This is a genomic window from Embleya sp. NPDC020630, assembly GCF_044334985.1.
Lineage (GTDB): Bacteria > Actinomycetota > Actinomycetes > Streptomycetales > Streptomycetaceae > Embleya.
Genome location: NZ_JBIRUB010000021.1, coordinates 1 through 24,081, shown reverse-complemented (window position 1 = coordinate 24,081; position 24,081 = coordinate 1). Strand labels below are relative to the sequence as shown.

Sequence of the window (24,081 nt, the reverse complement as noted above, 5' to 3'; positions counted from 1 at the left end):
TCCGGTGTCGGTGGCGGGCGTTAGCGTGGCCGAGACGACGCCGAATCTGCGCTCGGGCCGTGTCCTCTTTCGAGCCCGAGACGGGGTTCCGAGCGACAAAGTTCGGGCGGTCCGGGACGGGACCGTTGCATCTGCATTTGCATATTCCCTCTAACGAGTGACATTCCCCGGCCGCGTGCCCGCGGCGTCGAGGAACACCGTCGAGCGAATTCGATCGACGATTTCGATCCACGCTCCTGCGGCCACATTCATCGACCGAATCCGATCTGGATTGATCCTGTTTCCGATCGGATTCATTGCCGAAGCCACGGAGCCGTGAGGGTGTTCGAGTGGTTGGCGCCGGTATGTCCCGGTGCATCGGATTGGGCCGAATGTGTGGCGAGGGCCTCGTGGGGCCTGATTCAATGTCCGGGCCCCACTCATGGAAAAGACCCCGGGTGCGATATCGACGCGCCCGGGGTCGGAATTCTCGAACAGGTATGCACATGATCGAATCATTGCGCCGTCGATTTCGTCGTGAAGTCGCGGCGCCGCTCGAATATATCATTCCGTGCCGTCTCGGCCCGGAAACCCGCGGGATCGACGTGTGGGACATGAATCTGCGCGTGGGGCCTTTCGCCCCGGTCGCGGCCGCGTCGTGGTGGGCCGCGGCGCCCCACGCGGCGACGCCGGGCGCGGCGGGGATCCTGCTGACCGGCGCGGCCCTGATGGCCCGCTCCGGCGTCCGTTGGATCCGCATCCGCATCCGCTGAGCACCCCCGGGTGCCGCCGCACGGCCGCACCCGACCCGGCTCCGCCCGTCCCGTCGCCTGTCCCGTTCACGGGCGCGCGACGGGCGGGTTCTCTCGAATCGGATGGAGACGCGCACCATGTCCGCCCCCACGGCCTTCGTGACCTGCCCCACCTGCGAGCGGGATTTCGTTCTGCCCAGGCGCACCGCGGGCGGCCGGCCCAAAAGGTACTGCACCGACAAGTGCCGGCTCGCGGCGTCCAACGCCCGCCGACGTGCGACGCGCAGCGCCCGCCGACGCCGCCCCGCGGACGACCCCGCCCCCGGCGACGACCTCAACCCCGCGGACGACCCCACGCCCGCCGACGGCCTGCTCGCCCTCGCCGTCTCCCTCGTCGAGGCCCACCACGACGGCCGCACGTCCCGGCAACTCATCCACCTGTACGAGCAGCTGCATCAGGAGACCCTGCGCCTGGCCCACGGACTGGCCGGCCCCCACACCTCCACCCTCGACACCACCGCACTCCCGCCCGGGCCCGCCTCGGCACTGGCCCCGCGCATCCCCACCGATCTGGGCGTCGTCCCCGCCCCACCGACCACCGCCTGCCCCACCACCGCACCGATGGTCTCCGCGCCCCGCTCGGCCCGCCGCCTCGCGGCCGCGCTGCGCACCCTGTTCCGCGACGGCCGCGCCGGACTGCGCGATCTCGCCCGGGTCACCCGCATGGGCGAGGACTACGTCGAGGCGGTCCTGGACGGCAGCCACAGCCCGCCCTGGACGACGATCCGCGTGATCGCCGAGGAACTCGGCGGCGACCCGAACGAGTTGCTCTGCCTGTGGGACCAGTCCCGCCGGGTGGGCCCCGACACCCCCCGCGACTGCCTCGCCGCCGCCGAGGCGCTGGCCTGCCACCTGCGCGGCCTGTGGCTCGCCGCCGACCGCCCCGCCCCCGCCCGCCTCGCCCACCAGCTGCCGCCGGCCGTCACCGCCGCCGTCCTCGGCCGCGCCCTGGTCCCCGACCGGCCCCAGGCCCAGGCCCTCACCCTCGCCCTGGACGACGACCCCGAATGGACCCTCCGCCACTGGACCAGCGTCGACTACGCCGTCCTGACCCACCTGGACGCCCCCATCCCCGCAGCCGGCCTCCCCTGGAACCGGCTCCCCTCCGGCGAGGACCCCACCCCCACCCCATGACGCCCCGCACCCGCACCCGCACGGAGCCGCCATGACCGCGCCACCACCCCCCGACAACCCGTCTCCTCACCTCACGCGCCCTGCGACGTCCGCGTTCGCCGCGTTCCGCCGACGCCACCACACCCCCTACCACCGCTACGCCCGCACCCGCGTCGAGGACCGCCGCGCCGACACCGCCGTCGACGACGCGTTCGCCGAACTCGCCGCATGCTGGGACGAGATCATGCGCTCCGCCAACCCGGCAGGACACGCCTGGCGCGTCCTGCACGCCGCCGTCGCCGCCGCCGACACCGGCCCACCCCAGGCGCCGGAGACCGCCCGGGACACGCTGCACCGGACCCTGCCACCCGACCAGGCCGACGCCGTCGTGCTGCACTACCGCCTGGGCATGACCTTGACCAGCACCGCCGACCTGATGGGCCTCGAGGTGCCCGCCGTCGCCGTGTACCTGATCATGGCCGAACGCGCCCTACCGGCGGCAGCCATCCGCGACCTCGAACGCACCCCGGCCCCCTGACTGCCTGTGTCATATCCGTCTGCCGATCTGGTCGGCTGTCCAACCATCGCGCCGGCGGCCGGATGCGGCTGTGACGTTGCCGTGTTCTACGCTCCGGGCCCATGAACAGCACCACGCACGCGGTCGCCCCGGCCTGGGCCCATGAGCACTGTCTCTATCTGCCGTCCGCGGCAGCAGCGACTGCCGCTGCCGGGGAACTGGCCGACCACGGGCACCTGCTGGTCGCGGCCCGGCCCGCGGGTGGGCCTGGCGAGGCGGGGGTGCCCGACGGGTGGTGGCGGGTGTCCTCGCTTGCGGAGGTCGCCGGCAGAACGCGTGAGGAGCAGCATTGGATGTCGACTCGAACCGTCATCGATGCCGAGGACATCGCACGCCGGAACCGGGGCTTCACCAGTGGCGGCGGCTTTGGCCGCCGCGACGGCATGCTCGAGGGGTTCGATCGCGAGGGACTTCTGCACGAACGGCCGCCGAGCCTCGAACCGGTGGCGGCATCCGGACCGCCGCCGGCACCGGCGGCCCCGCCGTGGACGTGCGGCGGAACGGGGCCCGCGCCGACGCTGATCGACGCCGTACGTGCCGCGGCCATGGGGTTGTACGGCGAGGTCGCGGCGATGCCGGAGTTCGCGGGGTGGCTGTTCGACGAGGACTTCTTCGAAGAGTTCGGCGACTCCTTGGATGCCGGGGAGTTCCTGAGCCTGCTGGCCGAGTGGATGTCCTCGGATGGGCAAGCCTCGGACGTCACCGCCGAGGCGGTGCCCTTCGTGGCGGCTCTGGCGGCGGAGGTCGCGATGCCGGACGGTGCCCGCGCGGCTTTCCTGATGGACCTGCTGAGGGCGGCGGTGGCCGGGCCGTGCAGGGCGGTTGCGCTGGTCGACCGGGCAGCCGCCCTGGACGAGGGGACCGGCGAGTCGGTAGGCGAGCGCGCGGTGCGGCCGGCCGTCGAAGCGGAGATCCCGTGCTTGTTGGCGCGTTGGGACGACGAAGCCGACGCGTGTCGTCTGGTGCTCGCTGCCCTGGCCGCCGTCGTTCCCGACACGGCCCCATGGATCGGTGACCGGCTCGCGGAACTCGATGCCCCCGCAGGTACTCGCCGGGCCGACGTCGTCGCACTCGTCGACGCGCTGCTGCTCGACGACGCCACGTACGCGATCGGCGCGGTGGCGGCGTGGCACAGCGAGACGGCCATCAGCGCCGCCACACCCGCAGACCGCCGTATCGTGGCCTTGGCCGTGCTTCCAGACCTGATCGGTGAGGAACTCTCCGATCTGCCGCGGTGACGGACAACCTCGACCCGACCCAGCCCATCACGCGGCCCGAGGCCGAAGGACGACAGAGGGGCCAAGGGTGCGGCTCTTGCGTCGGCGGGTCAGGCGGCGGGTCACCGGGGTGATCGCCGCGAGCGTCAGCAGGGACTCGGCGTACTGGACGAGGCGTACGTAGCCGCAGGCGTGGCGGCGGGCGTGCATGATCCAGGCCAGGGATCGTTCGACGACCTCGCAGGGTGTTGTGTGGAATCTGTCTCGTCAAGCAGAGTCGTTGCGGCCGAAGGTGACGTCGACGTCGCGCCATGCGGGAAGGCCGGCCATGTATCGAAGGGCGTTTTCGCAGGCGTCGGCCTGAGTGGTGTGACCGCCCCGGTCGATGCCGGTCATCGCGAGCATCAGTCCCAGGATATGGAGGTCCGGGTCGCCACCGGAGTCCTCGGTGGCGAGAACGTCGAGAACTTCGCGCAGTGTCCGGGTGTAGTCGATCTCCCGGCCGGCGACCGGGGCGCGGGCTGCGACATCGGCCAGGTCGGGCAGGATTTGCCGAGGAACGACCTGCCGGCCTTTCCCTAGTGGCCAAGGAGTCGTCGACGCTGCCTCGACCAGCCGCCGAGCGTGCTCGGTGACATCAGAGTGTCGCGAGTGCTCCATCGTGTTCTCTTGGTCTTGCGATGTCGGCGCACCGGTCCATCTGTTCGACGACGTACGAATGAACGTGCTCGGTTGGTCGGGCTCGATCGACGTCGCCGGGAGTCAACTCCACTCTGAATGTGACCTCGGACCGGTGCGATGATGCGGTTGTGCGAAATCCCGATGTCTCCTTCCTGTGGCGTCTGTTGATCGAGTCGTTGACCACGCTTGCGGCGGATCCCGCCGACCAGGTTGCCTGGCTGGACGAGTATCGCGTGGGAACGGACGAGTTGGCGTTGGACTTCGATCATGCCCATCGTCTCGTCCCGAGCCTCGTGGAGGCAGGGCGCCTCGATGGGGAGGTCGCGGCCGAACTCCGCAGAATCGATGTGCTGTTCGAGGGCATGAGCGGCCGGGAAAACGCCGAGCGTTGGGCTCGCGAGGCCCTGCTCGCCGACTCGGGATGGATCGAGATCCGCGCATCGTCCCGCCGGCTGCTCGTCGACCTCCTGGGAGACTGGCGCCTGCCGATGCCGGTGATCTGTGTGGTCCGTTGACCCGTGGGAGGGGGAGCAGGTGCCGCACCGCGCTTCGAGGTCCGGCATCCGTACCTCGGCGACCGCGGATGGTTCCGGGGGAACGCGATCGCTGTGGCCCGGAGTGTCCAAGCCCCCGTTGCGCCTTGGCAGCCGCCGGGTGCCCCGGGGGGTGGAATCCTACGCACGGCTCGATCGGCACATGAACGAGGGCAGGACGTCGTCGACTTGACGATCGCGTGCCCGAGGTGACCGTGCACCGGCGTTCAGAACGGGGGTGTGTCCGTGTCGGTGGTCGCGGCCGGCCAGAGGGGCCTGGGGCGGGGCCGTCGCAGGTGCGCCACGGCTTCCTCGATGCGGCCGAGGTCGATCAGATACCGGGCCAGGACCTCCGAGTTGGCGTCGGGGTGTCGTTCGAGTTCGGTGACGGCTTCCTCGGGCCGGCCGGCGTCGGCGAGGATCTCGGCGATGGTCCACGCCGCGTACGAGCTGTCCCCTTCGGGGTGTGTTCGGGCCTGGGCGATGGCCTCCTCGTGCAGCCCGCATGCGGCGAGCAGCGTGATCCGGCTGCGGAAGAACTCCCAGTCCTGCCGCCCCGGGATCAGGTCGTCGAGGTGGGCCAGGCCTTCCCGGGCGCGGCCGTGGTCGGTGTACAGGGTGCACAGCATGGACACGGTCCAGTCCTCCGGGTGGTCGTCGACGAGTGCGCGCATCACCGTGATCGCCTGGTCGACGCGGCCGTGCCGCTCGAGGAACTGCGCGAGGTGCACGTCGGGGTGGGAGAAGCCGGTCCGCGCGTCGACGCGATTCCGAAGTACCGTGATCGCGCCTTCCACGTCGCCGCGTTCCTCGAGCCACTCCGCCAGGCGCGTTGCCGCGTGGCCGTGGTGCTCGACCCTCGCATAGTCGGCCAGTTCGTCGAACCGGTCGTGCCGCGCGAGCAGGTCGGCGAGCCGGTCGCGGTTGTTGACCGACGTGGTGTCGCGGGTGCGCAGGAGGGCGACGGCGTCGTCGATCCTGCCCTGGCGTTCGCGGATCTGCGCGAGCAGTTCGACCGCGTTCCACGGGGTGAGGCCGCCGCGGCCGCACGAGGGTGAGCCGCAGTGGTCGCAGTCGTGCCGGGCCCGGATGCGGGCGGTCAGCAGGTCGGCGGCGTCCTCGTCGCGACCGGCGACCGCGGCGACCTCGACCAGCGCCTCCGCGGGAATCCACTCCGCGACGTGGGGAGCGAGCAGCGAGAACGCCTCGTCGGCGCGAGCGTGTCGGGCTAGCAGGCGGGCACAGAACGCCAGTTCCAACGTACCCCCGCCCTCCGTGTGCGGGCGCACCAGCGCGATCGCCTCCTCGGCCTTTCCCCACTCCTCCAACACCTCGGCCGCGGCCTCGGCCGCCGTCCACCACCCCGTGGCCAGATAGGGGTCGAGTATCCGCAGCGCCTCGGCGTGGCGGTCCCGCGCGGTCAGCGACCGTGCGTGCTCGCGCGCGCAGAACCACTCCCCGTCCGCCGCCCAGGCCTCCACCATTTCGTGGTGCCCGAGGTCGAGGAGGCGGGTGACCAGGTGTGGGGGAATACACCCGGACTGGGTCCGGGTCCGATAGTCGAGATCTTCAGCGTCCACGGCGGCGCAGCATAGGCCCCGCCTGTGACACCGACCGGACCTCGAGACACCCGTGGCACCGGTCGCCCCGAACCGGTCACCCTCCCGTGTCCGAGCCGCACCGACCCGGGCCGCAGGGCAGCGGGCCGATCTCGGCGGACGACGGGTGCTCGTGGTGAGCATCCCGCGATGTCGGATCCGACGCCGATACCCGGGAACTCGATGCCGCGCGCCCCGTACGCGCCCGTGCGCGCCCGAATCCGCGCCGGCGCCGCGCAAACAGGCCCCGAAATCCTCGTTCACCCACAGGAGTTGCCCACCACCGGATGCCCGGTTCCCTAGCATGGGGCGTGTCACTCTGGCGGGGGAGTGGCGCGGACGTCGAGGGGACACCATGGACCAGGACACCGATTCCGGCCCGCCCCCGATCGACACGAAAACCCCCAGCGTCGCCCGCATGCACGACTACCTGCTCGGCGGCACCGACAACTACCCCGCCGACCGCCGCGCCTGCTCGAAACTCCTGCGCGTCGCCCCCGACATCCGCGCCCTCGCGCTCAACAACCGAGCGTTCCTGCGGCGCGCGGTTCGGATGCTGGCGCGCGAGCACGGGATCCGGCAGTTCCTCGACCACGGCTCCGGGCTGCCGACGCGCGACAACGTCCACCGGGTCGCCCAGGCCGTCCACCCCGACTGCCGCGTCGTCTACGTCGACAACGACCCCACCGCCGAGGCCCACGGCCGCACCCTCCTCGACGAGAACGACGGATCGGCCCGATTCCTGCGCGCGGACCTGCGCTACCCGGACACGATCCTCGACCACCCGGACGTGCGGGCCACGCTCGACCTTCAACGGCCGGTCGCCGCCTTGTTCGTGTCCGTGCTCCACTGCATCCCCGACCACGCCGACCCCGCAGCGATCGTGCGCCGCGTCGCGGAGCGCCTGTGCCCGGGCAGCTTCGTGTTGGTGTCCCAACTCGTCAGTCACGACGCTCACGCCCGCGACGCCGTCACGCGCTGCATGGACGAGGCCACCGCCGGACGATGGGGAGCCGTGCGCTCACCGACCGCCGTGGACGACTTCCTCGACGGCCTGGACGTCGAACCGCCCGGCCTGACGGAAGTCACCGACTGGCACCCCGACACCGAACCCCGCATCCTGCAACGCACCGACGTCATCGAATACGGCGGCCTCGCCCGCGTCCCCTAGCTAGCTCGTCGGCCGCGTCATCGCCTGGCGGAAAGTGAGACTGACGCGGGGGCCGGCCGCGGGTTCCCGGGGGACGGCATGGGTCCAGCCGCGTTGGGTCACGGCGGTCATGAGCAGCACCGAGCCGTGCGCGAGGGCGAGTTCGTGGTGGTGGTTGCGGTCGAGGCTGCGAAAGGCGAGGCAGCGCGTCGCGCCGAGGGAGACGATCGCGATTGCGCTGCCGGGGGTGAGGCCGTCGTAGGAGTCCTGGTGGAAGCCCATGGTGTTGTCGCCGGTCTCGTACAGGTTCGCCAGGCAGTTGTCGAAGGGATGACCGGCGTGTGAGCCGGCGCGGGCGCCGATCGCGGCGATCCGCGGGGCATGGGTGCGACGTCGTGACGGCGCCCGGAGTAGTCGTACGGCACGCCGAAGCAGGCGGTCCGGCGCGCCCGCATGTCTTCGTCCCAGGCGACCCCGGCCAGGAGCCGGGCAAGGTCGGTATCGGGATCGGCGAGCGCGTTCGGGTGGTAGCGGATGTCGAGAGGTGGGGGTGGAGGTTGTGGTGGCGATAGCGGTAGTGGTGGCATCGATTCTCCAGGGGGACCGACCGACCACGTCGAGCCGTGGCGTGATCGTCATCGCTTGTGTTGTTCGATGCGTCGAGTATCCCCGTGGTCCGGGCCGGTTGGGGTCGGCCGAGAGCGCGTTGCCCAACGGATTGCCGCCGACCAGACCGGGTTCGCCGGCCGGGCGCTGGGTTGCGCCCGTGCCACATCCGACATCCCTCTCGGTGAAGCGCCACGAAATCCGGAACTTGCACCGAAACACTTCCCGTGAAAAAGCCGACCGGACGAGAAAGCCGTGATGTGGGGCGCCCTCTCATGGACGTCGGGTCTTCGCCTGGGCGCGGTAGCGGTCGTGGGCCGCGACGATCATCTCCTTGCTGTCGGCGCGCGACTGCGCGGCGAGGTAGAGCCGTTCCAGGAGCGCGCGGTAGCGCTCCACGTCGCGGGTGCGGCTGATATACGTGGCGGCCTCGACGTGTTCGAGATACACCATCTCCTGCGGGCCCCCGTGGGGAAAGCGCAACAGCGTCATCGACGACGGCGGCGTCAGGTCCGTCGCGCTGGCGAACCGCACGATCCGCACCTGCACCCACCGGCGTTCGATCGCCTCGAGCAGGAACCCCATCTGATCGGCCATCACCCGCGCCCCACCCACCGGGCGTTGAAGGACACTCTCGTCCATCAGGGCGATCAGCATCTCGGTGCGCTGCCCGTTGCCCAGGACCTCCTGACGGCCCCGGCGCAGCGCGACGCGTTGGTCGATCTCGTGGGGTTCGGCGTCGGGCAGGCCGCCGGCGATGACGGCGCGGGCGTAGTCGGGGGTTTGGAGCAGGCCGGGGACGACGTGGACCTCCCAGGTGCTGATCCGTGTCGCGGACTCCTCCAGGCTGATCAACCGGCGCAGCCACCCGGGGGTGACGTCGGCGTAGCGATGCCACCAGGGCTTCTCGTCCGACTTGCGCAGCAGGTCCTCGACGGTGGCCAGTGTCGCGGGCTCGCGTACGCCGTAGGCGTGCAGCAGGTCCATGACGTCGTGGTGTTTGGGCGGGCTCTCGCCGCGTTCCAGGCGGGAGATCTTCGACCGGGACCCGCGCACCACCTCGGCGGCGGTCTGCAGCCCCACGCCCCGCTCCGTGCGCAAGTCCCGCAGCATCGATCCGAGGACCTTCATCGCGGCCGACGGCCGATCGGGCACCGACTGCGGGGCGCGATCGGAGGATAAGTTCCCGACGGCGTCGGAGGACAACGTCACGCGGCGACTCCACACGAACGAAGGAAGAAGAAAAGGGGGGATGCGCGTCAGTATTCCGCAGGCGCACACCCCCGTCCGCCGATCGCATCATCACACCGCGACTTTGCGCGAACTATGCGATCAGCCGGTCGAATTCCCCGTTCTTGGCGCCGGCGACGAACATCGCGATCTCCGTCTTCGTGTACACCAGCGCCGGTCCGTGCGGATCCCGCGAATTGCGCACCGCGACCGCACCCTCCGACGTCACGCCCAGCTCCACGCACTGCCCCGTGGCCGAACTCTCCGCGCTCCGCATCCATTCGGAGACGCCCAGCGTTCCCGCCGGCGCGCCGTTCGTACCTTCCCGCACGTTGATCACCGCTTTCCCACCCGCCGGAGATCCGCACGCCCCCTACACGGTCGCGCGGTCGCTCGTGCAATGCCGTATGCATTTGCACGCGCCGATTTCCTCATGCTAGTTGGCCGACCGGGACGGCGAAGTCCCACGAACGAGTGACGGTTCAGTACCCGGCCACGCTTTCCCGTTCGTGGCCTTCTCCGTCCGGCACAGGGCTCCGGGCCGTGTAACCGCGGTGATGTCCGGGACATCGCCGTGGTGGCTGATTCCGGTTGCCCGAGTGCGGTCCAGGGCGCATGTGGGGTGCGGGTGGTGCGGTTCGACCGGACCGGGTGGGCGATTCGGGTGAACTCGTCCGAGCAACGCGCGAGATCATGGCTCCTGTCGCTATCGGGCCAGAGCGGTGCCGGCCCGCCGGTTGCGCCCGCGCCTTCGTAATCGGGGGAGCGGTTCGTCCGGCGCAGGGCGTCGACTACGCCCTGCGGGGCATACTGTGCCCCCGGCGCCGAAAGGGACCGCCGGCGCGGGCGCGGCCCGGACGCCACAGGGACGGCGGTCCGGGCCGCGCCCCGAGCGCGCCGGCAGGTGCTTTTTGCCGGAGGCCGCGGGCATCGTGGGCGCCATCGGGCAGCCGAGGTCAACGGCGGGTCGCCCCGACGAACGAGAGGGCGAGGCGTCCCGTCAACCACGCCCGGAGACGGTCCCGGTCGATCAGGGCCACGGATTGGGCGAGGCCGAGGTTGCGCGCGGGGGTGGTGAACACGGTGGTGGCGAAGATCAGGACGTGGGCGCCGTGGACGCGCCGTCCTGTGCCGAGGAAGCGCCGGCTTGCCGAATTGCCACCACGCGTGGGCGAGGTTGGTGCGCAGGCGTCCGCGCCGCTCGGTGGTGGGGAACTGCCCCGGATGCAGGTCGCGTCCGACACGCAGGGCGGCGCCGGCGTCGCCCGAGGCATACGGCACCCGACCTCGTACGGGCCCGCCGATGCGGGCGTCACCGTGAATACCGTCCGGGCCTTGGGCCCGGCCGACATCCGCCGCATGGCGCGTTTCGCGAAAGGGATGCCGGCAGGAACAAAACCCGGTGGTGGGGGTGCTCCTGGGAGGCTCAGTCCACAGGCCGAAGCCGTCGACCGCTTCGGGGCGAAGGGGTGGCGGCCTCCTGGGCGTCCACGCTTTCGTAGGGCTGCCATGTCCTCTCGTCGTGTCTGCTCTGCCATCCGGGCAGGATGATCAGTGCCACGAGGCGGTGCGCGGGGATGGCAACGGGTGGGTGTCGCCCCTCGGCGACGGGCCGGACGTCGATGTGTCCTTCGCCGACGCCGGCCAGGGAGCCGAAGATACTCGCCAGGAACGTCTGCTCGTCCCGTCGCCCGCACTCGACGTCCAACCGCAGCAACTGGTGGGGGTACAGGCGTTCCTCGTGCAGCGGGGCGAGGCCGCCGTCCTCGTTCGGCGCCCAGATCCGCAGCCCGTGGTGGGCGGTGTACGGATCCTCGGATGCCTTCAGTTGATCGGGGAACGCCGTACGTACCGCGCGGCGTTCGCGGCGCACGACCTCGGAGACCACCGTCATGTCTTCGCCGTCCGCGTCGCCCGGCAGGAACGGGAAGACCTCCCGAAGCAACACTCGGGCCGCCGCGAGGTCCGCGTCCCCGCCCGCGGCCGCCGGCCCGACGGTGAAACGGCGTTCGTCCTCGCGAAAGCGGGCCTGGTCCGCGTCGAGCTTCGCCACCACGTGCGCCGGCGCGGTGATCACCGCCGCGTAGGAAAGCCCCCGCGAGCGCCCGCCGTACTCGTCGACCCGGTGCGTGCCGAACGCCAGGACCGGCCCCAGCGTCGGGCAGGCCGCCAGATACGCGATCGGTTCGTCCCGCGCGCCGGTCAGCGGCCAGTCACGGATCAACAAGAGCCGGGAACTCCCGTCACCGCCCTCCTCCTCGAACGCCGCCTCCAACCGCTCGCACGCGGCGCCGACCACCGTCGGCCACCACGCGGCCAGCTCCGCGTTCGCCCATTCCGCAGGGCCGGCGTGGGACGCCCCGCAGGTTGCGGCGACCGGTGGCAGTCGGGTCACGTCCCGCACGTGCGCTCCGGCCAGTTCCCCGGCCGCCGCGTCCCGCGCGAACTCGGCGGCCGTCCGTGCCGACGCACCCCGCGAGCGCGCGACCAGCCACGCCCGGCTGGTCGTCGACCACACGTCGAGATCCCGGCGCCACACGGCGTAGCCCCGAATCGGCCCGCTCACCGCCGCCGACACTTGGTCGCACATCGCCTGCTCGGGCGAACGCCGGGCGCGCTCGACCGCCTGCCGGGCCCCGTCGTACGCCCCGATCCCCGGACAGCCCTCGGCGTACTCCTCAAGGAACGCCACGCGTTCGCCCAGGAACGACTCCCAGGCCCCGGTCGACAACCGCGCGTCGACGGCCAACGCCTCCTCACCTGCGGCACGCACGAGCCATTGCCGAATCTGCTCGTCCTCACCCGGCGCCGGGTGCGCGGCGTGCCGGGCGTACGCCACCCAGGTGCGGGCGCCGTCCCCGTCGCGTGCCCGGGCCAGCCGGGCGCGGTGTCCGGCCACGGCAGCCGCGGCCCGCCACAGGGCCTCGGCGCCGGGCGGCAGGACGACGGTGCAGTGCTTGCAGATCGCGTCGAACACCTCCAGCAAACGGTAGGAGGCGGCGTCCTTCGCCTCGCCCGCATGGCGGCAGTCGGTGTACGAGCGTCGGAGATCGGCGCGGGGAACGTGGTACTTGCTGCGGCCCTTCGTCAGCGCGATCGTCACGGCGGCCAGGCCCGTCAGCTCGACGCCGAGCTGCTCGTGTACGAGGGGACCCAGAGCGGGCAGGGCGTTCACCGTCGACCGCCGCCGAGCCTGCCCGCGGCGGCGTCGAAGCGTTCGGCGAGGGTGTCGCGACCCGTCGACATGCCGCAGCCGCGGACGCCGACCTCGGCGTCGAGGCTCGCAGGAAAACCAGGACATGTCTCGGGCCGGAGGCCGGCCGTCCACCACCGGCTGGGCACGATCTCGATCTGCGTGTCGGTGCAGGGAGCACCGCCTGCATGTGCCGGGCGGGGGTCGACCAACGGACGGGCCCGCCGCGACACCGCCACCGATTTCGTGCCGTCGCTCATGCGGTGAGCCTAACGATTGCCGCGGCGTCGGAGGGCACCTTCTCGATCCGGCGACGTCACCGCGGACCGGGCGGAGGACGCTCGGCATTGCGCTCGAAGGGATGCGGCCCTACGCCGGTTCCCCGTTGTGGTCGTGTCCGTCCGGACGGTTCTGGGCGCGGGCCTCCGCCCGCTTGACGAACCGGCGGATGTACTCGCGATCCCAGCCGCTCCTGCGCGAGACCACCGACGGTTTCACCTTGGCCCGGGTGGCGAGGACACAGGCTTCCTGCAGTTCGTCGCGGGCGGCCTCGTAGGCGGCCTTGGCGCGGCGGTACTTCGACGCGGCGGCGTCGATGCTCTCCTCGGGCGTCATGTGCGGAGCTTGCCATACATGCGGTCCGTGTCTGCAACCTGAGTCCGCAAAGAATCATGCTCGGCGACCTTGATGATGCAGACAGTGTCGGCAAACATAGGTTGCAGACAGAGTCGGCAATCTGATCGAAGGGTTGGGGTACCCATGAAGGAGTTGAACACCTACTATGCAGGAAGTCCCGGCAACGGCCTCACCTGGATCGCGACCGACGGCGGAAAGTTCTACGCGGCCACCGCCGGCCGGCGCCGCTACTACCTCGCGGCACGCCCGAGCCTGCCCGACTTCACCGGGGTGCAATGGTGCCTGTACGGCGACAACGGCCACCGTGCGTGGGTGGGCGAGCCGGTGGGTGTCGCCATCGAGGAGGCCGTCGAACGAGCCACCCGAGCCGTCCTGCACACCCACGACGACCCGGCGACCGCGATGACCGTGGACGAACTGCGCGAACTGCTCGCCGACATGCCCGGTGACCGCCGTGTCGTCTTGGGGCACGACGCCGAACTCAACCGGATCAGCCCGCCCCTGGGATACGACATCGGCTGGTACACCCCCGGAGGGGACGGCGGCTGGAAGCACGAGACCACCCAAAAGCCGTCGGCTCGTGCTCTCGCGGCCCTTCTGTTGTTCCCCCGCTGACGATGCCCCGGCCACGCACGGTGACCCGAGCCGGCGAGGCTCGCCTGCGCCGACGGGACCCCGACGCGGCCTCGACGGGTAGCGCCCGCGCCGGCAACAGGACGACCGATTGCGTTCGAGGCGTGAAAGCGAACGCCGCAGGATCGGCCCGCACAGAGGAGTCGTCGTGACCCGGCAAAGCTCCGCGCCGCTGGCCCATCTCGGACTGAGCGTCAGCGACCGCCAGATCCGGGAGATCACCCGAAGTTTCCGCGACTCGTTCGGCGTGGACCTGAACCCGCCTTACCAACGCGGCACGGTCTGGACGGTCGACCAAAGAGTTGCTCTCGTCCACTCGTGGCTCACCGGAACGCCCACCGGCGTCGTCATCCTCAACGACCGCTCCACCGAGGAGTGGGCGCGCGCCAACGGCGGCGATCCCACCGAACGCGACGAACCCATGTACGCCTGCATCGACGGAAAACAGCGCATCACCACCGCGTGCGCCTGGTTCGACGACGAACTGGCCGTCCCCGCCTCATGGTTCGATCCACACGACGTGACCGCGACCGAGGACACCGACGACGGACCGTACGTACGGCACGGCGGACTCGTCCTCGCGCGCCGGCGGCACTTCGCCAACCGGGCGCACCTGACGGTCGCCCTCGCCAGGGTCGCCACCGTGCCGGAGGAGGCGGCCATCCACGTCCTCGTCAACGGCGGAGGAACCCCCCAGAGCGCCACCGACACCGCCCGAGCCGCCGCCGTCGCGACGGGACGACGCACGCCGGGCGGCCATGCCCGTGAGACCCCACCTTCGTCCACGCCGAGAGCGTGATCCGCGCCGGTCACGACCTTCGGGCGCCGAACCCTCGCACGCGGACGTACGGTTCGTCCCGGTGATCGCCGCTTCCGGCTGCGAATACACGCAAGCGGTGGTCAGCGGCGAACGGCCCCGACGAACGAGAGGGCGGAGCGCCCCGACAACCACGCCCCGAGACGGTCGCGGTCGATCAGGACCACGGATTGGGCGACGCCGAGGTTGCGTGCCGGGGTGGTGAACAGGGAGGAGGTCGCGAAGATCAGGACCTGGGCGCCGTGGACGTGCCGGCCCGTGCCGAGGAAGCGCTGCATGTCCGGCGAGCCGACCTTGGACGTGACCGAGAAGCGCTTGCACTGCACCACGAACCGCCGTCCGTCGGGGAGTAAGCCGACCACGTCCGCCCCCAGGTCGCCCGCGCCTCCCGAGACCCGTACCCGCGAACACCCGTCCCGCTGGCACAGATCCTTCTGTCGGCAGAGTCTCTGTCCCTCGTTCTGGCGTCGCTTTGAGCGGTGATGGGAGGGTGGCGCCGGGTCTCGTTGTCGTGTCGGATTCTCTGGCGATTCTCAGTAGCTGCTGTGATGAAGGTCACCGATGATGTGCAGGGGGTCGGCGTCAACTGCAGGAACCGATCAGGCCGGTAACTGCTCGGCGTGGCAGCGTTGTTACCTTTCCGTCGGTTGCGGCAGGCTCGCGAAGCCGTTCGAGCTCAAGGTGCTGCGCGGCAAGGCGGGACAGCGCGAGCCGCTTGAACGCCTTGAGCTCTGCGAGCTCGGCATCGCTCTGTTCGATTCGGGCCCTGAGCGTCGCGTTGGCGATCTTGAGCCGCCCGATCTGTGCCTCTCTCGGGTCCGGGATCGTTCCGGCTCGGCGGAGGACGTCGAGGCGCCGGTCGAACTCCTCGGCCAGGTGTTGGTAGGGACCGGGTCGCGGGGTGCCGTCGCGGTGCTTCTTCGGGTAGAAGCCTGTGCGAGGCACTGAGGCCAGGCGGGCGAGGGTCTTCAGATCGGTGCTGCCGTCTGCTGGCACGTCGCCGCTGAGCAATCGCTCCATTGCCTGTCGGATGGCCTGCTCGTTGCGGGTCCGGGTCTCTTCGTTGATGCGCGCCAATGGGTGCTCTCTTCCTGGTCACATGCTGGTGTCGATGGCGGTGAGGACGGCCAGGTCGCGGTCCAAGCTGCTCTGGAGCCGCGCCTTTTCGGTCTTCTGGCGGCGGGCTATGGAGCCGATCAACACCTGCTTCGTCCGGGCGCTAGCGGCCCAGACGGGCCGGTGGCATGGGTGGTGGGTGGCCTGGGGACAGCGCGCGGAGTCACACATGCCGACCAGCGGCTTCGTGGCGTCGGGAGTGCCGGCCAGTTTCAAGCACAGGGCCTTCGACGGGTCGGTGAACCAGCAGTAGTTGGCCACCCCGAGGTGCAGGACGTCGGCGCGGGAGGCCAGCAGGTCGCGTACCTGTTGATCGTTGTCCGCCACGTCGGCGTCCTCGGCCAGTGCGCGAGCGAGCTGTCCGTCGACGCTGGCGAAGTAGGCGATCAGGTCGCGGGCACCGGGGCCCGCGGGCAGATGGCCCTGCTGGTAGCGGCGGAACTCGGTGAGGACGAGGTCCTTGTTGCGCTCGCTCTCCTCCGCGTTGACTTCGGCCAGGAACTTGGCCTGGGCCCCTCCGGGACGTGCCGCATACCCCTCCGTTGTGACTACCGACAGGTGCTTGAGCTGCACCTTCGCTGCCAGCAGGCCGCCGGGCCGGTAGGCGATTTCGAGGGCCAGCGTGCGCCGGAGCATCCGTGGGTTCGCGGGGCCAGCCGGGATATGGGCCAGCCCGAGGCGCCGGCCAGCTGATCCGTTCACCCAGTTCCGGAAGAGGCTGAGGCGATCTTGGTCCAAGGGGCTGGTGACCAGCGGGTCGCCGATGTCGGCGCCTGGGCCCAGGAGCTGTTCGGCGATGCCGGCGGCCTCGTAGGCTTCCTTGACCACGACCCACTCGTCGGCGGCACCGCCCAGGGGCTTGCCCTTCACCACGCGACTGGCCAGCTTGTAGCGCACCAGTCCTGGGCCGGCCTCGATCAGCGGGACCCGGCAGCCGACGTTCATTTCGCGCAGCTCGCTGTGCCGCATTCCGGAAAGTGCGACGATCACCAGGTGGGCGGCGGTCTTCACCACCCCGGCCAGCGCGCGCAGGTCCCGCTCGGCCAAGGGCAGTGACCAGGGCGCCTGCCCGTGGCCGTCGGCCCTGTCCATCAACGCGGCGTCCCGGCAGAACGGTTCAGCGACGCCGACGCAGGACACCACCTCCTCGATCGCGGAGCGCATTTCGTCGAGCAGGTGCGGGCTGCAGAACGTGTGGCCGGCCTCGTGGGCGATCTCGGCCAGGTTGACCCTGGCCAGGGGGTCCTCGGCGCCCAGCCCCCAGGTCCGGGTCCTGCCCGAGGCAGGGAGGAGATCGAAAGGCCGCCGGCTTGAGACGTGTCGCTGAAGGACCTCCTCCAGTGCGAGGGGGTCGGTGAGCGCGTATCGCTGGAGCGATGCCCGAACGGTGCCCTGACGCCATTTGGCCTCCAGTTCGCGCAGCAGGTGCGGGGCGAGGGCCTGCACCAGGTAGAGGGCCGCTGTCAGCAGCGGCTGGAACACCTCGTCCGCTACCGGCTGGACCTTGTTCTCCGTCGGGCCGGAGTCGGTGCCGGCGACCCTGTCGGCCGTGTGCCCGGCGAAGGGACGCAGGTCCTCGCGGTAGCGGTCGGTACTGAACAGCTCGCCGTACTGCGCCAGGCCCAGGATGACCGTGGCGACCAGTTTGTGGACGCCCGGGCGGTGCGGGGTCTTCGTGCCGTTGGGACGGTGGGTTGCCCGATACTGGGCGAACACCGTGCAGTGATGGGCGGACACGTCGTCGAGGCGCTGGACGCCTCGGGCGGTCAGCCAGTTCAGCCAGCGGACCAGCTCCGCAAGTTCCGCATAGATCGTGACGATCGCCTTGGCGTTGCGGCTGGCGTGCGGCAGCAGCCGCACTGCCTCGTGGCCGGGTGTCATCTGGGCGGCGATGTACTCCTTGGCCACGGTCTTCCACTGCGGGTTGGCGATTGCGGTGAAGTCCAGGCGCCGGGCGCAGGCGGAGAGGTAGGCGGGCATGCCGATGACCTGTGCGAAGTCCCAGATGTCGTCCTCGAACCGAGGGCGGGGGACTCCGGGAGGGAGCGTGAACCCGGCCAGCCGGCACAGGTCCGCGCCGCCGAACGGCGATACCGCAGCCTCTGTGGTCTGCGGGTGGCTTGGGCTGGTGGGGGCGGTCATCGGGTGCTCTCCTCGGGCAGCAGCGGGATCTCGTCGTCGGTGCTTGCGACCTCGGCAGCGGCCAGAGCCAGTCGGGCCGGGTCGTACCTGGCCAGCACCTCGTCGATCCGCCGGGCGTAGTGGCCGAAGACGGCCATGAACTGGGCGGATGGCATCTGCTGCCACTGCCGGGCGAAGAACGCCTTCATCCGCAGCAGGTTCACCGCGTGCGCGGGCGTGAACAGCGCGAGCGGACACAGCAGGCAGACCCACGGACGCGCGGGACACGGCTTGCCCTTGGGCCCGTGTACTCCCGCGAGCGGGTCGGCGCAGGACGCTACGAACACATCGCGCTGCCCGCCCACCAGTTCGGCGATCGCGGCCTCGTCCAGCTCCAACTCGGCTACCAGTTGCGGGAACCGGTCTGCCAGCTGGGCGACCTCCTCCTCGCTGAGGACCATCGCCGGACGGCTCTTGCGCAGTAGGTCACCCTGGGCCTGCTCCACGATCTCCTCAACCGCGTTCCTCTGGGCCTCGGTCATCGCCGACAGGTAGCGGTCGCCCTCGATCGCCGGGGTGTGGTTGGGGTCAATGGTGGCGCGGCGGCTGCCGAACCACGACGCGCGGTCGCGGTGCGACTCGAAGGTCGTGCGGATCACCTGGCGGTGCAGGTTGATCACCGCGCCGTGGGCGTCGACCACACGGTTGACCGTGGCCCACTGCGACACGGTGCTGCGGTGGGCGCGCCCGCTCTGCCACGGCCCCAGCGGATTGGTTCCCGAACCGGGCGACTCGAACCGAAGCCACAACCCTCCCCGCAGCTCAGGCGGGCAATGCGCCCGTAGCAGGGCGGAGTGTTCGAGCCAGCGCTCCAGCAGTCGCACGGCCTTCTTCGACAAGGTCAGCGTCTCGTTGGACGTCCGGCCCTTGACGTAGCTGAGCAGGATTGTGGCCTGCCCGGCCCACTCCAGGTCTTCGACACCGAGGTCGTCGATGCCGTCGGGCACGATCCCGGTGTAGACGCCGAACAGCAGCTGATAGGCGAGCATCACCCTCAGCCCCGGGAAGAGGTCCTGCCGCAGCAGGTGAATCGGCTGGATCCGTCTCCGGGCCTGGTACTTTGTCCAGCCCACCCGTGCCCCGAGTTCTTCTAAGGTGGCGGGCCCGTGATGGACCAGCTGCCAGCAGATGTTCTCCCGAGTCCACCCGTGCTCGTAGGGGTCCCGGCCTGTCTCGGCCGCCGCGCGGGCCAACCGGTGGTCGGCCCAGGACTTCTCGATGATCCTTCGGCAGGTATCGGCCAGGTTCTGCCAGGCGACCTCGTCGTAGGGCACGAGCGGCTTGAAGACGGGGGTCTTGTTGTAGAGGCGGCCGCCGACGAGCGCGCGCACGTCCGGGGCGAGGGCTCCCGTCTCGGCGTCGAGGGCTGCCAGGAGGCGACGACTGTTCGACTCCCGTCGGTTGTCGGCCGACCACCACAGCTCCACCAGCATGGCGCGGGTCAGCCCTGCCGCTCCACCGCAGTGGCCGTGCTCCGCAAGAGTCCGGACGAACCAGTCGATCGTGCCCTTGTATCCCGCCGCGGTGCGGTGCGAGTCGCCCTTTCCGTGCGGGTACATCAGGTAGACCAGCCCGGTCATCAGCTCCCGGGTGAGCTCCGGGTTGAGGGCGTCCTCGACCCTCAGCACCGAGGAGGTGCCGCGGCTGAAGGTGCAGGACAGGCGCAGCGGGTCTTCCAGGATCTGTGCGGGCATCAGATATCGTCGTCCTCGTCGAATTCGTCGTCGGCTTCCAGCTCTGCGGCATCGAGCAGGACCTGGTCGCGGCCCGCTCGCTCGTAGGCGTCGCGGTAGATCCGGGTGGTGTCCAGGCGCCGCAGGTAGACCTCCGTGGTCAGGACACTGGAGTGGCCGAGCAGGTCTCGCAGCACCATGACCGGGTCGGTCCGGCTCAGGTAGAGCGCCAGGGCCGCGTCCGCGTCGGTGTCTTTCACCAGCTTCGCCGCCTGGGCGTAGTAGCCGCCGACGAGTAGTTCCAGCGTCCTGATCGCGAACGTGTGCCGGCACCGGTGTGGGGCGGTGTGCGGGAATCGCGGCTCGAATCGCTCCCGGAGACGCTGTGAGGTCCGCTTGAACACGGTGCCCCAGTCAAGGAAGGGGCTCCCGTCGGCCTGCAGGGCCAGCAGCATCGACCCGCCCTCCGGTGCCACCAGCAGCCGGCGGTCCCGCAGCGTCAGCTCCGCCCAGGTCACCCGTTCGCCGTTGACCCGGCCGCCCAGCGGGTCCGCGTTCGTCACGACGAGTGGGTCTCCCCAGGAAAGCGGCGGGCTCCACGACGAGCCTGTCGCCGCGATCGTGCGCTGCAGCCGGAAGTACTGGTGCAGCCGGGACAAGGCGTCGTACGTCGTCCATGTGGTCCGGAACTTCCGGCCCTTGGTGATCCCGGCCGGCACCGGGACCCGGATCGGCAACGGTGACCGCCTCCGCGGCAGTGCCGGTACCTCACAGCGCAGCAGATAGGTGAATTCCTGCCGCCGCATCCCACTGGACAGGGCGAACCCGCCCACGGCCGCGTTGCGCGCGGTCGTCCGGCCCCGGTAGCCGAGATCCTCGCTGCCGTCCGGACACAGGCCCGCCAGCCCCTTCACGAACAGGTCCTCGAAGTCCCCCTCGAAGTACTTGATCGTCACGTGGGGTTTCGGCATCCGGCGTCTGGCCATGTTCACCGACCGCATCCGGACCTGGTCGCCGTAGGCCGTGACGGCCTGTTTGTAGGTGAACGGCACCGCGCTCGCCAACTCCTCGTCCACCGCCCACCCATACAACGCGGACAAGATGCTCACGTGCTGGTTCCAGGTGGAGGCGGCGAACCGGGCCTCCACGGGGCCGGATGCGCGGTGGGCCGAGTACGCGCTCAGCCCCCGCCTCAACTCCTTGCGCGTGTCGAAGAGCAAGATGCCCCGCTCGGCCAGGAACACCGTCCAGTCTCGAGCGACTCGGGCGTACGTCTCCCACGACTCCGGCGCCGGGACGCCGAGCACAGGAAGTTCCTGAAGCCACCGGTTGAGCACCGTGGTCGCACGTGGGCCGGCCGCGTCCTCGAAGCGGAGGTCCTCGTCGACCAGTACCGGCATCAGCTCCGGGATGGTCGGCCTGTTCGACAGCCCCCAGGACTCCCAGCCGGTCGGTGAGAAGTAGGTCATCAACACCTGCGAGACCGTACGTATGAGACACCGGCAGGTGCAATACGCAAACCCGCAGCTCAGACAGTGCGGATTCCTCTAATGAGACATGACCACTCTGCCGACAGAAAGATCCGCCACCAGATGCTCGAACTCCCGACCGCTCATGGCGTCCACCCCCGCGAGCGAGACCGCCGCCGATCCGCGCGACGACGACCCGTACCCGCGGAGCGGGGAGCGTCCCGACGCGACGCGGCGCAGCACGAACAGGACGACGCCGGTCACGAACAGCAGCGCCGCGACCCAGTAGGAGGCGACCCTCGAAACTCCCAGCGCCTGCGTGGCACCGGTCGACATCAGGCACACGAACCCCCAGGCGACGGTGAGAAGTTCGCCGACTGTCAGGTCGTGCTTCTTTTTTCTCTTGCTCAAGGTCTCGGTTCCTCTCGGGCGGTTTCGGGCGGGAGGTCACGGCGGAGCGGCGCGCGGGCCCACGAAGGGCAGAGGGTGTCCGTGACGGCACGGCACCGGTTGTCCGACGAAAGGCGCGCCATCGGCGTGCGGGCGCGGAGATTCGGCCCGGGTGACGTCGCGAAGACGGCGCGGAACCGCCCTGGGGCGAGCGCCCCGAGTACGCGGGGCCGTGAAGCCCGCTCGGGCGCAGTATGCCGACGCGGTTCGAAGACGAGATTCTCCCATCCGAGAGGAACTCCGGTCGAGATCGCACCAGGGCCGGACGGGGGTTGCACACGGGTGCGAGAGCGCGCATCCACGGCTGCTCGGCTACGCCACCGGGCGCCGAACCTGGCATTCCGAGGCGCGCCGCGCTGCGGGGGCCATGGCGAGGTTCACCTCGTGCCGGCGGCACTCGGTGCCATGATCGGGCCGCACGGCGTGTGCCGGGCATGACTCTTCGCCTCGGGGGCGAACGCACCGACCTGGAGCGGAGGAGCACTCGTGCTTGTGGGGGCGGTCGAATCCTCGTGCGATGGCCGACGGCGTCGATGACGTCGGACCGGTATCGCACAATGGCCCGCATGTTTCCCGATGACACCTATCTGTCGAAACTCGGACGACTGACCTACTCCCTGGCCCTGATGGAGAGCACCGTCCTCGCGCACCTGACGCAACTCCCCGGCCTGCCCCCGGCGTTGACCGCCCGCAAGCTCACCGGAAAAACCCTCGACGCCATCGCCCGCGCCCTGACCGACCCCACCAACCTCGCGAAGGTCACCGAACCCGCCACCCGCGCCTACCTGGACACCGCCGGCGAGGAACTCACCACCGCCGCACGCGCCGGCCACGCCATCACCCACGCCCGCGCCGCACACCCCGACGAACAACCCCGCCTGCACCGCCGCCCCGACCACACCACCGCCGGCACCGACATCACCACCACCTGGCTCGACCACACCCAAACCGACCTGGACGACGCGCTGCGCCGCCTCGGCGACACGCCCCGCGCCGCCGCCTGACGCCCGGCGCCACAGGGCCCGTGGGCCAGGGTTGCGCGGGTGCCTGCCGCTCGGAAGCACCGCGGTCGTGCGGGCGGGGTGTGCCTGTCGCGTCGGGCGTGGATGGGCCGCCGGAACGCTTGCCGTTCGGGCGTAGGGTCCGCGCATCGCGAAAGAACCGGCGCCCGGCTGCCGGTTCCGCGGGTGCGGGAACGCATGGCCGAGCACGGCCGGTTCGGTCCGTGGACGATACCCGGGGCAGGCACGAACCACGCGAGGGTTGCGGGGGCGTGACGCGGCTCGAAAGGAGGAGGAGGTACGGGTGGACGGCGATCTCGCTGCGGGCGCGTCGTGGGTGCACGGGTGCGAGGGCTTGCGCGGGACCGAGCGGGACGTGCGGGTGGTCGTGGCGGGCATGCCGGTGGGGGTGCGGGAGGGGTTGGTGTACGAGCGGGTGCCGTGGGACCGCTTCGCCCACGCCTACGGCTCGGCCGCGGACGTGCCCGAACTCCTGGAGGGCCTGCGTTCCGGCGACGCGGCCGTGGCCGCCGACTGTCTGTCCTCGTTGGCGGGTTCGGTCTGTCATCAGGGCACGCGGTACGCGCCGGCGGCGTTGGCGGTGCCGTTCCTGCTGCGGATCGCCGCGGACCGCACGACGCACCCCCGGGTGGGAGTGCTCTTCCTGGCCGCAGGGGCGGCGCGCGACGGATACGGCGGCGCCGCGCCGCGGGCGGGACTGTTGCGGGTCGGTGGGGACCACATGCGCTTCGACACGGGCGCCTACCGGGAGGACTGGACCGTGCGGGCGGCGCGCGCCGCGATCGCCGCCGACGCGCACATCCCGATCGCGCTCCTGGACGATTCGGACCCGGAGGTGAGGATGGGCGCGGCACACGTCCTGTCCACCGCGGCGCACAGCGCCGAGAGGATTTCCGTCGCCCTGCACGAGCGCCTGCGCGGCGAGGGCGCCCCGCAGGTGCGCGCGGGCCTGGTCCTCGCGATCGCGCAACTGGCCCACCAACACCGGCACGAGGACGCCGCCGCCCTCACCCACGCCCACTGGGCGAACCCCGCCCACCCGCTCGTGGTTCGTGCGAGCGCCGCGCTGGCGTGGCTGGGCTTGGTCGACGACCCCGCCCCCGACGACCTGCGCACCATCCTCGAGGCGATCTCCGCGGACGAACTCGACCGCCTGGCGGGCGAATTGCCGTGGTTGTGGTCCCTTGCTCACCACGGCGGCGTCGGAGCGAAGGCGGTCCTGCGCAGGATGCTCGACCCGAACATCCCCGCCACCGCCGACGATCCGCCGGTGCGGGAGCAGGGCTGCGCGGACGACCCACCCTTCCAGGCCGTGTATCGGAAGTGAAGCTTGTACATAGGGTGTCGGCATGTCGCTGAGCCACATAGCCCTCTCATCCGGACGTTCGATCGAGC

At 70.6% G+C, this 24,081-nt stretch carries 25 protein-coding genes and 1 pseudogene; 10 read left to right on the top strand and 16 right to left on the bottom strand.

Annotated elements, in window-relative coordinates; all coding sequences use genetic code 11:
• The first annotated feature begins 485 nt into the window (after positions 1 to 485).
• The 4 genes from ACH4XV_RS40060 to ACH4XV_RS40045 all read left to right on the top strand — a co-directional run bounded on the left by ACH4XV_RS40060 (position 486) and on the right by ACH4XV_RS40045 (position 3,719).
• On the top strand, positions 486 to 752 hold the full coding sequence (locus tag ACH4XV_RS40060; protein WP_395798113.1) for a hypothetical protein: 267 nt from the start codon (positions 486 to 488) through the stop codon (positions 750 to 752).
• Between the two features lie 117 nt (positions 753 to 869).
• Positions 870 to 1,925 carry a hypothetical protein gene (locus tag ACH4XV_RS40055; RefSeq protein ID WP_395798111.1) on the top strand — a complete coding sequence of 352 codons (1,056 nt, stop codon included), beginning with the start codon at positions 870 to 872 and terminating at the stop codon, positions 1,923 to 1,925.
• Positions 1,926 to 1,956: 31 nt separating this feature from the next.
• On the top strand, positions 1,957 to 2,442 hold the full coding sequence (locus tag ACH4XV_RS40050; RefSeq protein ID WP_395798109.1) for a sigma factor-like helix-turn-helix DNA-binding protein: 486 nt from the start codon (positions 1,957 to 1,959) through the stop codon (positions 2,440 to 2,442).
• A gap of 101 nt (positions 2,443 to 2,543) precedes the next feature.
• Positions 2,544 to 3,719 (top strand): hypothetical protein, encoded by a 1,176-nt coding sequence (locus ACH4XV_RS40045; protein WP_395798107.1) that lies wholly within the window; start codon positions 2,544 to 2,546, stop codon positions 3,717 to 3,719.
• An 84-nt stretch (positions 3,720 to 3,803) separates the two neighbouring features.
• On the opposite strand, the pseudogene ACH4XV_RS40040 reads toward ACH4XV_RS40045, so the two are convergent.
• Together ACH4XV_RS40040 and ACH4XV_RS40035 are read right to left on the bottom strand one after the other, a co-directional pair.
• A pseudogene (locus ACH4XV_RS40040) lies at positions 3,804 to 3,935 on the bottom strand (IS5/IS1182 family transposase); the annotation flags it as partial.
• A 30-nt stretch (positions 3,936 to 3,965) separates the two neighbouring features.
• Complete coding sequence (locus ACH4XV_RS40035) at positions 3,966 to 4,358, bottom strand: hypothetical protein (protein ID WP_395798106.1); 393 nt, start codon at positions 4,356 to 4,358, stop codon at positions 3,966 to 3,968.
• A gap of 119 nt (positions 4,359 to 4,477) precedes the next feature.
• On the opposite strand from ACH4XV_RS40035, the gene ACH4XV_RS40030 reads away from it, so the two are divergent.
• Positions 4,478 to 4,894 carry a hypothetical protein gene (locus ACH4XV_RS40030; protein ID WP_395798104.1) on the top strand — a complete coding sequence of 139 codons (417 nt, stop codon included), beginning with the start codon at positions 4,478 to 4,480 and terminating at the stop codon, positions 4,892 to 4,894.
• Positions 4,895 to 5,139: 245 nt separating this feature from the next.
• Here ACH4XV_RS40030 and ACH4XV_RS40025 read toward each other — a convergent pair whose 3' ends face one another.
• The gene (locus ACH4XV_RS40025; RefSeq protein ID WP_395798102.1) at positions 5,140 to 6,492 is read right to left on the bottom strand and encodes a tetratricopeptide repeat protein; all 1,353 of its coding nucleotides are present in this window, start codon (positions 6,490 to 6,492) and stop codon (positions 5,140 to 5,142) included.
• A 373-nt stretch (positions 6,493 to 6,865) separates the two neighbouring features.
• Between ACH4XV_RS40025 and ACH4XV_RS40020 the strand changes: the two genes are divergently transcribed.
• Positions 6,866 to 7,681 carry an SAM-dependent methyltransferase gene (locus ACH4XV_RS40020; protein WP_395798100.1) on the top strand — a complete coding sequence of 272 codons (816 nt, stop codon included), beginning with the start codon at positions 6,866 to 6,868 and terminating at the stop codon, positions 7,679 to 7,681.
• Here the strand turns inward: ACH4XV_RS40020 and ACH4XV_RS40015 are convergent, their stop codons facing one another.
• The 7 genes from ACH4XV_RS40015 to ACH4XV_RS39985 all read right to left on the bottom strand — a co-directional run bounded on the left by ACH4XV_RS40015 (position 7,682) and on the right by ACH4XV_RS39985 (position 13,304).
• Positions 7,682 to 8,299: an alpha-ketoglutarate-dependent dioxygenase AlkB gene (locus tag ACH4XV_RS40015; protein WP_395798098.1), complete on the bottom strand. Its 618-nt coding sequence runs from the start codon at positions 8,297 to 8,299 to the stop codon at positions 7,682 to 7,684. It lies immediately after the preceding gene.
• A 240-nt stretch (positions 8,300 to 8,539) separates the two neighbouring features.
• The gene (locus tag ACH4XV_RS40010) at positions 8,540 to 9,349 is read right to left on the bottom strand and encodes a DUF5753 domain-containing protein (protein WP_395798096.1); all 810 of its coding nucleotides are present in this window, start codon (positions 9,347 to 9,349) and stop codon (positions 8,540 to 8,542) included.
• Between the two features lie 241 nt (positions 9,350 to 9,590).
• Complete coding sequence (locus ACH4XV_RS40005) at positions 9,591 to 9,827, bottom strand: DUF397 domain-containing protein (protein WP_395798094.1); 237 nt, start codon at positions 9,825 to 9,827, stop codon at positions 9,591 to 9,593.
• Between the two features lie 625 nt (positions 9,828 to 10,452).
• Positions 10,453 to 10,812, bottom strand: a complete 360-nt coding sequence (locus tag ACH4XV_RS40000; RefSeq protein ID WP_395798092.1) for a hypothetical protein — start codon at positions 10,810 to 10,812, stop codon at positions 10,453 to 10,455.
• A gap of 110 nt (positions 10,813 to 10,922) precedes the next feature.
• Positions 10,923 to 12,671, bottom strand: a complete 1,749-nt coding sequence (locus tag ACH4XV_RS39995) for a hypothetical protein (protein WP_395798090.1) — start codon at positions 12,669 to 12,671, stop codon at positions 10,923 to 10,925.
• Entirely contained in the window at positions 12,668 to 12,949 is a 282-nt protein-coding gene (locus ACH4XV_RS39990; RefSeq protein ID WP_395798088.1) for a hypothetical protein, read from the bottom strand. Before ACH4XV_RS39990 ends, ACH4XV_RS39995 begins: the two co-directional genes overlap by 4 nt.
• Positions 12,950 to 13,058: 109 nt before the next feature.
• On the bottom strand, positions 13,059 to 13,304 hold the full coding sequence (locus ACH4XV_RS39985; protein WP_395798086.1) for a hypothetical protein: 246 nt from the start codon (positions 13,302 to 13,304) through the stop codon (positions 13,059 to 13,061).
• Between the two features lie 144 nt (positions 13,305 to 13,448).
• On the opposite strand from ACH4XV_RS39985, the gene ACH4XV_RS39980 reads away from it, so the two are divergent.
• Positions 13,449 to 13,940 (top strand): hypothetical protein, encoded by a 492-nt coding sequence (locus tag ACH4XV_RS39980; protein ID WP_395798084.1) that lies wholly within the window; start codon positions 13,449 to 13,451, stop codon positions 13,938 to 13,940.
• Between the two features lie 166 nt (positions 13,941 to 14,106).
• Entirely contained in the window at positions 14,107 to 14,757 is a 651-nt protein-coding gene (locus ACH4XV_RS39975) for a DUF262 domain-containing protein (protein WP_395798082.1), read from the top strand.
• 101 nt (positions 14,758 to 14,858) lie between these two features.
• Here ACH4XV_RS39975 and ACH4XV_RS39970 read toward each other — a convergent pair whose 3' ends face one another.
• From ACH4XV_RS39970 to ACH4XV_RS39945, 6 genes are all read right to left on the bottom strand, one after another.
• Complete coding sequence (locus ACH4XV_RS39970) at positions 14,859 to 15,203, bottom strand: restriction endonuclease (RefSeq protein ID WP_395798317.1); 345 nt, start codon at positions 15,201 to 15,203, stop codon at positions 14,859 to 14,861.
• A 154-nt stretch (positions 15,204 to 15,357) separates the two neighbouring features.
• On the bottom strand, positions 15,358 to 15,852 hold the full coding sequence (locus ACH4XV_RS39965; protein ID WP_395798080.1) for a hypothetical protein: 495 nt from the start codon (positions 15,850 to 15,852) through the stop codon (positions 15,358 to 15,360).
• 18 nt (positions 15,853 to 15,870) lie between these two features.
• A complete protein-coding gene (locus ACH4XV_RS39960; RefSeq protein ID WP_395798078.1) occupies positions 15,871 to 18,033 on the bottom strand; it encodes a site-specific integrase in 2,163 nt (720 codons plus the stop codon).
• Complete coding sequence (locus tag ACH4XV_RS39955) at positions 18,030 to 19,766, bottom strand: hypothetical protein (protein WP_395798076.1); 1,737 nt, start codon at positions 19,764 to 19,766, stop codon at positions 18,030 to 18,032. The genes ACH4XV_RS39960 and ACH4XV_RS39955 overlap by 4 nt, the downstream gene beginning before the upstream one ends.
• The gene (locus ACH4XV_RS39950; RefSeq protein ID WP_395798315.1) at positions 19,766 to 21,214 is read right to left on the bottom strand and encodes a site-specific integrase; all 1,449 of its coding nucleotides are present in this window, start codon (positions 21,212 to 21,214) and stop codon (positions 19,766 to 19,768) included. Before ACH4XV_RS39950 ends, ACH4XV_RS39955 begins: the two co-directional genes overlap by 1 nt.
• Before the next feature lie 78 nt (positions 21,215 to 21,292).
• Positions 21,293 to 21,625 (bottom strand): hypothetical protein, encoded by a 333-nt coding sequence (locus ACH4XV_RS39945; protein ID WP_395798074.1) that lies wholly within the window; start codon positions 21,623 to 21,625, stop codon positions 21,293 to 21,295.
• Between the two features lie 605 nt (positions 21,626 to 22,230).
• On the opposite strand from ACH4XV_RS39945, the gene ACH4XV_RS39940 reads away from it, so the two are divergent.
• The gene (locus ACH4XV_RS39940; protein WP_395798072.1) at positions 22,231 to 22,668 is read left to right on the top strand and encodes a hypothetical protein; all 438 of its coding nucleotides are present in this window, start codon (positions 22,231 to 22,233) and stop codon (positions 22,666 to 22,668) included.
• A gap of 301 nt (positions 22,669 to 22,969) precedes the next feature.
• Positions 22,970 to 24,013, top strand: a complete 1,044-nt coding sequence (locus ACH4XV_RS39935; protein ID WP_395798070.1) for a hypothetical protein — start codon at positions 22,970 to 22,972, stop codon at positions 24,011 to 24,013.
• Positions 24,014 to 24,081 lie beyond the last annotated feature (68 nt).